Source organism: Nocardia abscessus, from assembly GCF_015477775.1.
Lineage (GTDB): Bacteria > Actinomycetota > Actinomycetes > Mycobacteriales > Mycobacteriaceae > Nocardia > Nocardia abscessus_A.
The window spans coordinates 691398-704561 of sequence record NZ_JADLQO010000001.1 but is presented as its reverse complement, the minus strand read 5'-3'; the positions used below and the strand labels follow the sequence as shown (position 1 = coordinate 704561).

12 protein-coding genes are annotated in these 13164 nt (G+C 66.7%); 8 read left to right on the top strand and 4 right to left on the bottom strand.

What is annotated here, in order from left to right:
• Positions 1 to 22: 22 nt before the first annotated feature.
• The 3 genes from IU450_RS03355 to IU450_RS03345 all read right to left on the bottom strand — a co-directional run bounded on the left by IU450_RS03355 (position 23) and on the right by IU450_RS03345 (position 3229).
• Positions 23 to 922: a L,D-transpeptidase gene (locus IU450_RS03355; RefSeq protein ID WP_228833926.1), complete on the bottom strand. Its 900-nt coding sequence runs from the start codon at positions 920 to 922 to the stop codon at positions 23 to 25.
• Between the two features lie 461 nt (positions 923 to 1383).
• Positions 1384 to 2655, bottom strand: coding sequence for a serine hydrolase domain-containing protein (locus IU450_RS03350; RefSeq protein ID WP_195148665.1), 1272 nt, complete (start codon positions 2653 to 2655; stop codon positions 1384 to 1386).
• 64 nt (positions 2656 to 2719) lie between these two features.
• On the bottom strand, positions 2720 to 3229 hold the full coding sequence (locus IU450_RS03345; protein WP_195148264.1) for a DUF6764 family protein: 510 nt from the start codon (positions 3227 to 3229) through the stop codon (positions 2720 to 2722).
• A gap of 187 nt (positions 3230 to 3416) precedes the next feature.
• Here IU450_RS03345 and lppU point away from each other — a divergent pair, with 187 nt between their 5' ends.
• Positions 3417 to 4037 carry an LppU family putative lipoprotein gene (gene lppU, locus IU450_RS03340; protein WP_195148263.1) on the top strand — a complete coding sequence of 207 codons (621 nt, stop codon included), beginning with the start codon at positions 3417 to 3419 and terminating at the stop codon, positions 4035 to 4037.
• Positions 4038 to 4096: 59 nt separating this feature from the next.
• Complete coding sequence (locus IU450_RS03335; RefSeq protein ID WP_195148262.1) at positions 4097 to 5548, top strand: MFS transporter; 1452 nt, start codon at positions 4097 to 4099, stop codon at positions 5546 to 5548.
• Between the two features lie 52 nt (positions 5549 to 5600).
• On the opposite strand, the gene IU450_RS03330 is transcribed toward IU450_RS03335, so the two are convergent.
• Positions 5601 to 6275 (bottom strand): S1 family peptidase, encoded by a 675-nt coding sequence (locus IU450_RS03330; protein WP_195148261.1) that lies wholly within the window; start codon positions 6273 to 6275, stop codon positions 5601 to 5603.
• Positions 6276 to 6791: 516 nt separating this feature from the next.
• Here IU450_RS03330 and IU450_RS03325 point away from each other — a divergent pair.
• From IU450_RS03325 to IU450_RS03300, 6 genes are read left to right on the top strand one after another with little or no spacing between them, the layout of a single operon-like run.
• On the top strand, positions 6792 to 7646 hold the full coding sequence (locus IU450_RS03325; protein WP_195148260.1) for an MlaE family ABC transporter permease: 855 nt from the start codon (positions 6792 to 6794) through the stop codon (positions 7644 to 7646).
• 4 nt (positions 7647 to 7650) lie between these two features.
• Positions 7651 to 8514, top strand: a complete 864-nt coding sequence (locus tag IU450_RS03320) for an ABC transporter permease (protein ID WP_195148259.1) — start codon at positions 7651 to 7653, stop codon at positions 8512 to 8514.
• A gap of 7 nt (positions 8515 to 8521) precedes the next feature.
• Positions 8522 to 10018, top strand: coding sequence for an MlaD family protein (locus IU450_RS03315; protein WP_195148258.1), 1497 nt, complete (start codon positions 8522 to 8524; stop codon positions 10016 to 10018).
• Positions 10015 to 11058: an MCE family protein gene (locus IU450_RS03310; RefSeq protein ID WP_195148257.1), complete on the top strand. Its 1044-nt coding sequence runs from the start codon at positions 10015 to 10017 to the stop codon at positions 11056 to 11058. Before IU450_RS03315 ends, IU450_RS03310 begins: the two co-directional genes overlap by 4 nt.
• Complete coding sequence (locus IU450_RS03305; RefSeq protein WP_416382831.1) at positions 11055 to 12056, top strand: MCE family protein; 1002 nt, start codon at positions 11055 to 11057, stop codon at positions 12054 to 12056. The genes IU450_RS03310 and IU450_RS03305 overlap by 4 nt, the downstream gene beginning before the upstream one ends.
• The gene (locus IU450_RS03300) at positions 12053 to 13162 is read left to right on the top strand and encodes an MCE family protein (RefSeq protein ID WP_195148256.1); all 1110 of its coding nucleotides are present in this window, start codon (positions 12053 to 12055) and stop codon (positions 13160 to 13162) included. The genes IU450_RS03305 and IU450_RS03300 overlap by 4 nt, the downstream gene beginning before the upstream one ends.
• The last annotated feature ends 2 nt before the right edge of the window (positions 13163 to 13164 follow it).

Genomic DNA, 13164 nt, shown 5'->3' with positions numbered 1-13164 from the left:
ATACGCGGGGAGGCGGATCAGGTCAGTTCCAGTCGCCCAGGCCGTCGCTGGCGCTGAGCGTGCCGCCCTGGGTGTTCTGCACGATCACCGGGTCGCCGCGGCGCACGTTCTCGAAGAACCACTGGGCGTTCTCGGTGCTCACGTTCAGGCAGCCGTGGCTGGCGTTGGAGACGCCCTGCTGGGCGACCGACCACGGAGCGGCGTGCACGAAGATGCCGCTGTTGGAGATGCGGGTGGCGTACTCGACCTCGAGCTTGTAGCCCTCGGGGTCGGTGATCGGCACGCCGTAGGTCGACGAGTCCATGATCATCTTGCGCTGCTGCTCGCCGACGATGTAGGTGCCGTTCGGCGTCTCGTGCTTGGGCTTGCCCATCGAGGTGGGCATCTCCATGACCACCTCGCCGTTGCGAGTGACGGTGATGGTGTGGGTCTCGTCGTCGGCGGTGGAGACGAACGCGTCGCCGATGCGGAACGAGCTGGTGGTGCCGCCCGCCTGCACCTGCACGTCGGTGTTGTCCGGCCAGAATTCGTCCGGCCGCCAGCGGACCTGCTTGTCGCCGCGCCAGTAGAAGTGGCCGGGGGCGGGCTTCGAAGAGGTGATCTTGATGGCCTGCTCGGCGGTGGCGTGGTCGGTCACCGGTTCCTTGAAGGTGATGATGATCGGCTGCGCGACGCCGACGACCTCGCCGTCGGCGATGTTGATCGAGGGCGGGGCGAAGTTCGCCTGCGGCGCCGGCTCGGTGGCCGCGGCAGCCGAGCCGGTGCCGATACCGGGGATCGGTTCGGCCTGCGCGGGCGCGACGAGCATGGCACCGGCCGCCGCGATCGCGGCGGACAGCAGGACGCCCTCGCGCAACCGACGGGCTAGCCGAGCTCCCTTGCGGTGAGCAGGCAACGACGCGGTGTGCAAAGCGGCATGCATAGGTTTCTCGTCCATTCCATCTCTCGCGCGCGCGAGAGCGCACGTAGCGAGATTCTTCATTTCGGCGCGGAGCCAGAAGAGCGCCCCACAGGTATTGACGGCCCGACCCGTTCGTCCCTTCCTACCGTTTCGGCGCATGGTCGAGCCACCTGCGTTTCAGAGTTATGCGTCACCCGATCACTGTGTGTCGCAGGTCACAATCGATTCCACTGGGTATCTATGCCGCGAAACAGCCCGGTCAGGCCATCGCGTGACCGTCGGACGATGATCGACTGAAGGGTGAAAGTTGGTTCGCCGCAAACCTGTTAGTGACAAAGCTCACTGACCCGCCGCCCGGAATCGCGCGATGCGGACCGGTCGCGATGTCGCGGCATCGAGAGGGCGACGCTTCCACGCGCATACCACGGCGATCGAGACCAGAACGGATCATCGGCTCCGCACATGCCTCGCCGGACGACCCGCTAGTGGGCGATCTGCTTATGCTTGCGCACCGTGGTCTGCGCCGTGGCGGCCAGCCGCGCCAGCCTGGCGTCGCCGAGCGCGGTCACCATGCTGCCGAGACCGTTGGTCACGAACGCGATGGACATGCCGAGATCCAGGTCGGCGTACGCGCCGGAGCCGCCGACGCCGTAATGACCGAACGCGTTTCTCGGCTGCTGCTTGGACATCAGCACCGGCCGGTGATAGCCCAGCGTGAAGCGAATCGGCACGCCGAGCACGTAGTCGCGGCTGTGTGCGGGCTGCGCCTGACTGATCGTCGCGATCGTCTCCGGCTGCAGGAACCGCACGAGGCGCTCCGATCCGCTCGCGCCCCGCTCCGATCTGCCGGCGTAGACCACCCCGTCGTTGGCCAGCGCGCCGTACATCCGCGCCAGTGCGCGTGCCGAGAAGACCCCGTTCCAACCGGGCATCACCGAGTCGTGCACCCGAGGGTCGCGGACCAGTTCGTCGAAGCTCTCCGGCATGCCCGCCTCGGCGAGCCCGCGCACGGGTCGCACCCAGGACAGCACCGAGGAAGCGGTGTTCCAGCGGATTCCCGGTGGACCGAGCGGACGGAAGATCTTGGCGATTCGATGCCGTTCGGATTCCGGGACGCGGAACCAGTACTCGTCCAAGCCGAGCGGCTCGGCGATCTCGGTGCGCAACACCTCGGTGAACGGTGTGCCGGTGGCCCGCTGCACGATCTCGGCGACCAGCCAGCCGAAGGTGATCGCGTGGTAGCCGGAGGTACGGATGCGGCGCGGGTCCGGCGGGCTGTCGGCCAGCGCCCGCACCACCGCGTCGTAGTTCAGGATGCCTTCCCGGCCGGGAACGAGGCCACGCACCCGGTGCAATCCGGCGCGATGCGAGAGCACGTCGCGCACGGTGATGTCCTCTTTGCCATGCGCGGCGAACTCCGGCCAGTATTCGGCGACCGGCGTGTCGTAGCCGATCAGCCCGCGTTCGGCCAAGCGGTGCACGACGGTCGAGGCCACACCCTTGCCGGTGGAGAAGGTGAGTGCGACGGTGTCGCCGTTCCAGCGGCGCTCCTTGTCCGCCCAACCTGCCCAGATGTCGACCACCGGTCTGCCGTCGAGATAGACCGCCAGTGCGCCGCCGCCGCGCGTGGGCTGGGCGAAGATCCCGAAGAACTGATCGGCGAGCCGGATGAAACGCGGGTCGACCAGCATCTCGCGCGGTGCCGCCAGTTTCTCGCGCGCCGAATCGCCGGGCTCGAAGCCGTCCGCCGGCATTGCCGAAACCATGGGGTCACCTCCTGACCGCCGTTAGTCGGGCTGGTCAACCAGGGTAACCCGTTCAGTGGGTCTGCCAGAGCCCGAAAGGCGTGGCGAGGCACGCGTCGCCGGTGGTCGCGTTCCACGCGAAGGCCGCGACGCCCAGGCAGACGACCGATTGTTCGGCGGTCGCCACTCCCGCTCGCGACCCTTCGAGCGCGATCGAGATCGCGAACGTCCGCGCCTGCGGATCGTCGGTGATCGAGGTCAGCGCGACGGCGTCGGGGCCGAAGCCGACCGCCACGGGCATCCCGCCCGCGCCCTCGCTCGCGCCGACGCCTCCCGCCGCGCCGATGCCGATGGCCGTCGCGCCGAGCGTCGCGTTGGCATAGCCCACCCCATCGATGCCGGTGGCCCCGGCTCGGCCGTAGCTGTCGGTCGCCGCACGGCAGGCCGTCTCCCCATCGATGACGGTGACGTCGGTCCCGTGTTCCGAGCGACAGTGCACGTCGGCGGCGGCGGCCACTCCCGGGTAGACGAGGGAGCCTCCGATCGCGGCGGTCGAGCAGACGATTGCGCTGATCAGCTTCACCGGGAACTCCTCTCGAACCAGAAAACCCACCATACCCAGACCGGTTGGCGGCAGATCGTTTCCGGCTTCGGCTCGACGTGCGCTCGGTCGATGGTGTATTCATGGCGTGGTATTTCAAGCACAGCCATGGCAACTTCGGATCACGGGGGCGTGAGTTCGCCGGCGTTACAGCTCGGGAGGACTGTACGTGTCTCGTCAACTGACCTGGGGTCGTCTCGCCCTTGCCGGGCTCGCCATAGCGGCGGGACTGTCGCTGGCCGGGTGCAGTTCCACGATCAGCGGCACCGCTCAGCCCGCGGTGGACAACGGGACGATCGACGCGGTCGTGACCAGCACGCCGAAGCCGTCGGGCAAGCCGACGCCGAGCACCGGCAAGCCGACCACGAGCAAACCGAGCGGCAGCACCGACTTCGACGCGGCCATCAACGACTGCGTGAAACTCGGCGGCACCACCACCAACGCCACCATCGAGAAAGCGTCGTGCGGTAGCCGCGAGTCGAACTACAAGGTGATCGACAAGAAGTCGAAGAGCTCGCAGTGCAGCAGCGACGCCGACAATTACTACGCCGAGACCATCAACGGCATCGAACAGGGTGCGCTGTGCCTGGATATCGACTGGGTGATCGGCGGCTGCATGGATGTCGGCGGCGACGACCCGAAGCGGATCGACTGCACCGGCTCCTCGCCCGCGAAAGGCGTGAAGGTGGTGAAACGCGTCGAGGGCGCCGATGACGTCAGTGTCTGCGGCAGCGGCACCGGATACGTCTACGACAAGCGCCGTTTCGTCGTCTGCGTTCAGGAACTCTGACCGGGACTTCCCATCCGGTGCGGGCCGTCCTCCGAAGGGCAGACCGCTAGGTTGGGTTGGTGAGCACCACCGAGTTACCGCGGTTGCATTCCGGCACCGGTCGTTGGATTCTGCTGGCCACCATCCTCGGATCGTCGGTCGCCTCGCTGGACGCGACGGTGGTGAACATCGCGCTGCCGCGAATCGGCGAATCGCTGGAGACCGATGTCGCCGGGCTGCAGTGGACCCTGAACGGGTACACGCTGACCCTGGCCTCGTTCATCCTGTTGGGCGGCTCGCTCGGTGACAAGCTCGGCCGCCGCCGCGTCTTCGTGTTCGGAACCATCGCTTTCGCGATCGCCTCGGTGCTGTGCGGGGCCGCGACGACCATCGAGATGCTGGTCGCGGCCCGGATCCTGCAGGGCGTCGCGGGCGCCATGCTCACGCCGGGCAGCCTGGCCCTGATCTCCTCGTCGATCGATCAGCGCGATCAAGGCGCGGCGATCGGCCTGTGGTCCGGCTTCGGCGGTGTGGCGGGTGCGCTCGGACCGTTCCTCGGTGGCTGGCTGATCGAGGTCGCGGGGTGGCGGTCCATCTTCTTCCTCAACGTGCCACTGGCCGTGGTCGTCGTGCTGGTCGCGCTGCGACACGTGCCCGAGAGCCGCGATCCGAACGCGGCCACCCGGCTCGACGTGCCCGGCGCGCTGGTGGTGGCGCTGGCACTGGGTGCGCTGACCCTCGGACTGATCGACACGATGCCCCTGCTCATCGTGGCCGGTGTCGCCTTGCTGGGTGCGTTCGTCCTGATCGAGTTGCGCAGCGACCACCCGCTGGTGCCGCCCGCTCTGTTCGGCTCGCGGGTGTTCACCGCGGCGAATCTCGTGACGTTCGCGGTCTACGCCGCCCTCGGTGGCGTGTTCTTCCTGCTGGTGCTGGAACTGCAATTGGTGGCTGGATACTCGCCGCTGATGTCCGGCGTCGCGACCGTTCCGGTCACGCTGATCATGCTGCTGCTCTCGGCTCCCGCCGGGCGCTGGGCGCAAGTGCACGGGCCGCGCATCCCGATGACCGCGGGCCCGCTGCTGGCGGCGGCGGGCTTGGTGCTGCTGCTGCGCATCGGGCCCGAGACCACCTACCTCACCGACGTGCTGCCCGGTGTCCTCGTGTTCGGACTGGGGCTCGCGGTGCTGGTGGCTCCGCTCACCGGTGCGGTGCTCGGTGCGGTGCCCGCGAGCGAGGCGGGCATCGCCTCGGGCGTGAACAACGCCGTGGCACGCACCGCGCAACTGCTCGCGGTGGCGGCGCTGCCCGGCCTGGCGGGCATCTCGGGCGCGCTGGGCGACCCGGTCGCCTTCGACGACGGCTTCGCCACCGCGATGTGGCTGTGCGTCGGACTGCTGGTGCTCGGCGCGGCGCTCGCCGCGGTGCTGCTGCGTCCCGAGCGGCGCCCGGCCACCTTGGACAACGTGGATTGCATGCCGCAGTGCGCGGTCGCCGGTCCGGCGCTCGCACCGGCATCGAGCGAAAAATGAGCGGCCCGAACGGATCGCTGTCCGTTCGGGCCGCTCATCGGGTGGTGTCCGATCAGATCGGGATGTAACCCGCGCCGACGCCGCCGCGTGCGTTGACGTCGGCCATGATCGCGCTCAAGTTGGTACCGACCTCAGGACCGAAGCAAGCGATGGCCAGGTAGGCGTTCACCATGCCCACCAGCGTGCTGCCGACGACGACCGGCGCACCGGAGTCGCCTTCCACCACGCACATCTGGCTCCAGGTCTCGACGTTCGTCCGGAATACGTCGCCCCAGGCGATACCGCAGGTATTGCCGGTGGTGCGCCCTTCCTTGCAGACGATCTGCGGGAAGGTGGCCGGTCCGCCGATTCCCGTGATGGTGACGTTGCCGACCCGGTTCACCGGAGTGATCTTGCCCGGATCGAACTGGATGACGGCGTAGTCGAGATCGTGATTGGAGTAGGCGAACCGGCCGATCACGCCCGCGCCCCGATCGGCCTCGGCGTAGACCTGTGCGCCCGGGTCGCCGCAGTGCCCCGCGGTCAGTCCGACCAGACGTCCCGCGTTGTCGTGGCCGACAGTTGTGACCGTGCACTCGAACTGGTTGTCGATGATGATGCCGGATCCACCGCCCAACACCGGCGGGCCCGTTTGGGCGTTAGCGGCCCCAGCGCCCGTGCCGAGCAGCGCCGCGCCCAGGGCGACGGCGAAGGCGGCGTTGGCCACCTTGGCGAGTTTGCTGAACATGTCCCTCCAGACGTCGGAAGCCCGCACGATATCAATCTGTCGCACCCATCGTGTCAGTAATCGACCTCGGGCGCGTCACCTACTACCGGGTTGTCCCCACGGTTTCGCGCTTCAACCCTATTTCATACATCTGTGACCAAACGTATCTTACGCGCCAATAGCATTCCGCTATCACAATTGTGAAAATCTCGTGTCCATTAGTGCTCGGGTGATAGTAAGGAGTCGTTGTGTTGGTCTTGGGAAACAAATCCGATTTTCCATGAGAATCCTCCGAAGTAATTTGCCGAACCGCCGGTGGAGATCCGGGATTCGCGCTGATGGGGCTGTAACTTGTGCCAGAGGTCGGGTCGCTACCTTTGGGGACGTTCCCAATGTTTCGCGGCCTTTCCGGCGACGGTGAGCGAGGTCTATGACTGCGATCACAAGTCGGTGGTGTGTTCTGCACTACTCCGTAGTAAGGTGCGTCAAGCAAACGAGTCGCCGGGGTAGCCAACCGGCGTCGAGGAGGGTTAGCCAGTGCAGTCGACCGAGAGTCCACCATCAGGGTCACGGTTCAGTGATGCGGTCGATTGGACGAGGTCTTACTGGCAAGATCATCCGAAGCGTTCGCTGGAGACCTTCGGCAGGCAGATCACGATGGGTTTCGCGGCCGTCGCCGAACTGTTCGTCTCGATTTTCCGCAGGCGTTTTCCGTTCGGCGAGTTCGTCCGGCAATGCGCGTTCATGGCCAGCGTCTCGGCGGCGCCGACGTTGCTGGTCGCCATCCCGATCGGCGTGATCGTCTCCATCCAGGTCGGCTCGGTGGCGGGCCAGGTCGGCGCCACCTCGTTCATCGGCGCGGCCAACGGCCTCGGCATCATCCAGCAGGGCGCCCCGCTGGTCACCTCGCTGATGATCGCGGGCGCGGTCGGTTCGGCGGTCTGCGCCGACCTCGGCTCGCGCACCATCCGCGAAGAGATCGACGCCATGAAGGTCATGGGCGTCGACCCGATGCGCAGGCTGGTCGCGCCGCGCCTCGGCGCCGCGATGCTGGTGAGTGTGCTGCTGTGCGGCTTCGTCGTCTTCGTCGGCTTCTTGACCGGCTACATCTTCAATATCTTCGCGCAGAACGGTACGCCGGGTTCCTATGTCGGCACCTTCTCGTCGTTCGCCGTGACCACCGATCTTCTTGTCGCGCTGGCGAAATCGCTGATATTCGGTCTGCTCGCGGCAATCATCGCCTGCGATACCGGATTGAACACCCGGGGTGGTCCGGGTGGTGTCGCGAACTCGGTGAATTCCGCAGTGGTGAGTTCCGCCATCATGCTGTTCGGGGTGAACCTCATCATCACCCAGGTTTACAACGCACTATTCCCGTCACAGGTGGTCTGAGCCGGTGTCATCAACCTATGTACCGCCGCTGCTGCGGCCTCTCCAGGTGTTCCGCAAATCCGCGCAGGCGCCGGTCGATCTACTCGCCCGACTCGGCCACCAGGTGTTCTTCCTGTTGCGCTCGATCGGCTCGATTCCGCTGGCGCTCAAGCACTACCCCAAGGAAGTATGGCGCCTGCTCTCGGACGTCACCTGGGGCAACGGCAATCTGGTCGTCGGTGGCGGCACCATCGGCGTCGTCGTCATCCTGAGCGCCTTCGGCGGCATGACGGTCGGCATCCAGGGCTACAACTCGCTGAACCTGCTCGGCCTGAGCCCGATCACCGGTGCGATCTCGGCGTTCGCGACCACTCGTGAGCTCGGCCCGCTGCTCGCGACACTGGCCTTCGCCGCCCAGGCGGGCTGCCGGTTCACCGCACAGCTGGGCGCCATGCGCATCTCCGAGGAGATCGACGCGCTGGAATCCATCGCCATCCGGCCGCTGCCCTATCTGATCAGCACCAGGATGTTCGCGGCGATGGTGGCCATCATCCCGCTCTACTGCCTCGGGCTGACGATGGCCTACATCTCCTGCGCGCTCACCGTGCAGCTGATCGGCGGCACCGCCACCGGCACCTACCAGCACTACTTCTATCAGTTCCTCATCCCGACCGACGTCATCTATTCGCTGATCAAGGCGATCCTGTTCGTCGCGATCACCACGTTCATCCAGTGCTACTACGGCTTCTTCGCCTCCGGTGGCCCCGAGGGCGTCGGCGTGGCCGCGGGCCGCGCGATCAAGATGTGCATCATCGCGGTCGTATTCGCGAACCTGTTCATGACATTGGCTATCTGGGGTGTCAACCCCGGCATCCGAATCTCGGGGTAGGCAGCAGATGATCATCGATCCCAGTGGGCGCGGGCCCACGATGCGACAGCTGCTCATCGCAGGCGTGTGCGGTCTGGTCGTCTTCGCGCTGGTGCTCGGCTTCCTGATGCTGCGCTACCAGGGGTACTTCCAGGAGAAGGTCAACGTCACCGCGAACCTGACCACCACCGGTGACGGTCTGCCCGAGCAGGCCGACGTCAAGTTCCGCGGCGTGCTCGTCGGCGCGGTGAAGACCGTCGACGTCGCGGCCAAGGGCGAACTGCAGAAGGTCCGGATCGAGATGAAGCCGGAGTTCGCCGGCGACATCCCGGCCAACGTGACCGCTCGCGTGGTGCCGAGCAACCTGTTCGCCGTCACCTCCGTGGAACTCGTCTTCAACGGCCCCGCCGACCAGTACCTGCACGAGGGTTCGGTCATCGAGGAAGACCGCAGCAAGGGCACCATCGCGCTGCAGGACACGCTGACCACCGTCCGCAACATCCTCGACAAGATCGACCCGGTGCAGTTCGGCCGGGTGCTCGGCACCCTGTCGCAGGCGCTGGACGGCAGCGGCCGGATGCCGGGCTCGACCGTCGAGCGGCTCGACCGCTGGCTGCTGGCCGTCGACGAGTCGATTCCCGATCTCGGCGTGCTGCTCGGCGACTTCTCCGCGTCGTTCAACGCGCTCAACCAGTCCGCGCCCGAGCTGGTCGACGTGCTCGGCAGCTCGGTGCAGACCGCGCGCACCATCGCCGACCGCCGCAGCGAGCTGGTCTCCCTGATCACCGGCACCAGCGGGACGATCGACACGGTGAACGACCTGTTCGCCCGTAATCCGAACGTCGGCATCGAGGTCACGGCGGGAACGAACGACATGTTCGGCGCCCTCGCCGCGGACCCGGACGCGATCACCAGGACGCTGCTCAACCTGAGCGAGACCATGCGCCGGATGGACACCACGTTCACCTGGGGTCCGCAGAAGCAGCAGGTCTGGGATGCCGGTATCACGCTCACCCCGTACCGCCCCTACACCGTGGCCGACTGCCCGCGCTACGGCGAGATGGCCGGCCCGAGCTGCTTCACCGCTCCCGCTGTCGCCGACATCGGCGAGCTGCCCGAACAGCTGAAGCCGCGGGCACTCGAATCGGCCGCCGGACTGCCGCCGGTGGTACCGATGCCCGGTCTGCCGCTGATTCCCGGCGTCACCACCCCGGACCCGAACCGCGCCACCGCGGCCGCTCCCACCGGCGGCGTGCCCGCTCCGTTCGCGGGCACCCCGCTCGAGGGCCTGTTCCCGATGCTGCCGCCCGGCCTGCTCCCGCCTGCCGCGGCACCGGCTCCGGCGCCCGTGGCTCCGGCCGCCGCGCCCGAGGGCACGCCGTCGGCCGCGCCGATCTCCTACCGAGGCGACTCGGCGATCACCGCGCTGCTCGGCCGCAAGCCGACCACCGCCGAATATCTGCTGCTGAGCTCGATTCTGAAGGGCGGAACCATGCAGGTGTCCGACAACGGTGCCCGACGATGAGCATCCGCAAACCGCTGATCGGATTCAGCATCTTCGCCATCGTGTCCGTCCTGGTCACGGTGGTGGTCTGGAACACGCTGGCGCGCATCGTCAGCGGTGACACCTACACCTACTCCGCGACGTTCTCCGACGTGCTCGGCCTGCACGAAGGCGACGACGTGCGCATGGCGGGCGTGCGGGTGGGCAAGGTCGAGAAGATCGAACGGGCCCGCGACGCGAATCTGAAGAAGTCGGTCGCGAAGGTCACCTTCGTCGTGCAGCGCGACCAGACGATCTACAGCGACACCAAGGCGCTGGTCCGCTACCAGAATCTGATCGGCCAGCGGTACGTGGCGCTGGCTCCGGGCAAGGAGCCGAACCCGGCGCCGCTGAAGAACAACGGTTCGATCCCGATCAACCGGACCGAGCCGTCGTTCGACGTGTCGGGTCTGCTCAACGGATTCCAGCCGCTGTTCCAGGTGTTGCAGCCCGAGCAGGTCAACCGGCTGTCGGAGACCTTCATCCAGGCGTTGCAGGGTGACGGCGTCTCGTTGAGCGCGTTCATCGTCCAGGCCGCCCAGTTGGCCACCGATTTCCAGCGCAGGGACGCGATCCTGTCCGATGTGATTACCAACCTGTCGGGCGTCATGTCGGGGTTGGCCAAACGAGGTGATGAATTGGAGACCCTGGTGACCCAGACCCGGGCCCTGATCGGCGGGCTGTACGACCAAGGGCAGTCGTTGCTCTCCTCGACCGAGCAGATCGCCAGCGCCACCACGTCGCTGGTCGGCATGATGGACCAGATCCAGCCGAGCCTGCGCACCGCGCAGAACTCCACCAGCGCGGCGCTGACGCTGCTGATCGACAACGGCGCCAAGCTCGACCAGGCGGCGATCGACCTGCCGAACGTCCTGTCGGCGGCGGGCAGGCACACCTCCGAGGGTGGCTACGCCAACGCCTACCTGTGCGGGCTGGACCTCTCGCTCTACGGCGTCCTCTTCCCGCGCGGCCTGTTCTCCCAGATCGGTGGCACCTCGCACTCGGCGGTGTGCCGCCCATGATGACGAAGCTCAGGTCCAGGTTCGAGAGCAACCGGTACTTCTGGTTGGGCATCATCGGCGGCGCCCTCATCGTGGTGCTGCTGCTGGTGTCCAGCGTCTACAAGCTCATCGGCGTCGGCGAGCAGTCGATCAAAGCCGAGTTCGTGCAGGCCGCGGGCATCAGAGTCGGTGACAAGGTGAACGTCGCCGGGGTGGCCTCCGGTCGGGTGGTCGGCGCCGAGATCGAGGGCAGTCACGTGATGCTCACGCTGAGCGTCAGCGACGACGTGAAACTCGGCCCGGACGCCCGCGCCTCGATCAAGATGGCCACGCTGCTCGGGGCCAGGTACGTCGACCTCGAGCCGGGTGACGGCTCGGGACTGAAGGGCAAGCGCATCCCGGTGTCCAACACCGCGGTTCCGTACAACCTGGCCGACGTGGTGCAGATCGGCACCCCGAAGTTCGAGGCGCTCGACACCAAGAAGCTGTCCGACTCGCTGAACCTGATCAACGAGCAGATGAACGGGTCACCGCAGCTCACCGCGCAGGCGCTGGACAGCGTCGGCGCGCTGGCGAAGGTGATCGACCGCCGCAAGGCCGAGGTGGACACCCTGCTCAAGGATCTGGACCGGGTCACGAGGATCCTCGGCGACAACCGCAACAGCATCCTGCTGGTGATCACCCAGGGCGAGGCCATCGCCAATCGGGTGATGGAGCGCCAGGCGCTGCTGCGCCAGCTGCTGGACAACGTCGCGTCGCTGACCAAGCAGCTGGAGGCGATCGGCGCGGAGAACAACGATCAGCTCGGCCCGACCATCGCGCAGCTGAACACCATGGCCGAGGGTCTGCAGAAGAACAAGGACAACCTGGACCGGATGCTGTCGCTCATGCCGCCGACCGTGCGCTACCTGGCGAACTCGTGGGGCGGCAGCGGTCCGTACGGTGACGTCGGCCTGCCGTGGCTCTTCCCGGACAACTGGTTGTGCTTCGCCCAAGTTATCGAGGGGTGCCAGGGATGAAATTCCGCACGGGCTTTCCGCTGAGGACCGTCGCGAAGACGCTCATGATCAGCGCCGCCGCGCTGACCGTCGGCAGCTGCTCGCTGCTGCCGAGTTCGGTGAACGACGCGTTGGGCAACACCCTGCAGATCACCGCCGATTTCGACAACATCGCGGGCATCTACGAGGGCAATCCGATCACGGTGCTCGGGCTCGATGTCGGCAAGGTCGACAAGATCGTGCCCAAGGGCACCCTGATCGAGGTGCACATGTCCATCGACAAGGACGTGAAGATCCCGAAAGACGCGATCGCCGCGATCGTCTCGCCGTCCATCGTCACCGACCGGCACATCGAGCTCACCCCCGTCTACACCGGCGGCGCGGCCTTGAGCGACGGTGCGCACCTGCCCAAAGCCCGCACCAAGACGCCGGTCGAGCTGGACACGATGATCAAGACCATCGACCAGTTCGCCGCGGCGCTCAAGCCGGAGCCGGGCCAGGAGGGCATCGGCCCGCTGTCGGGCCGGGTGCTCTACCCCATGCTCAACGGCAACGGCGAGAAGATCCGCGACACCCTCAACGCGCTGTCCAGCGCGCTGAAGGTCGGTGTGGACAACAAGGACGCGATCTCCAGCATCATCATCAAGCTGAACGACCTCACCACCATGCTGGCCGAGAACGACCAGTCGGTGCGCGATTTCAGCAACCGGGTGACCCAGATGACCGGACTGCTCGCCGATCAGGCGCCCGGCCTGCAGGCCACGCTCGATCAGCTGCTCGCCTTCCTGCAGAACACGAGCACCACGCTGACGCAGTACCAGGATCAGCTGTCGGGCACCATGACCGGCCTGACCAACGTGACCCAGCAGCTGCGCGACAACGCCTACGGCATCACCGAGGTCGTCGACGTGGCGCCGATGGTCATGCAGAACATCGACGGCATCGTGAACCGCGAGCACGGGTACGTCCGGCTGCACGCGGTGATCGGCACCGCGCTGTCGGGCGAGATCGTCAGCCTGTTCTGTGAACGCATCCAGATGAGGGCCGACGGTTGCCGCACCGGAAACATGCAGGACTTCGGGCCCGACTACGGGCTCACCGCCGCACTGCTCGGACTGACGAAATGACG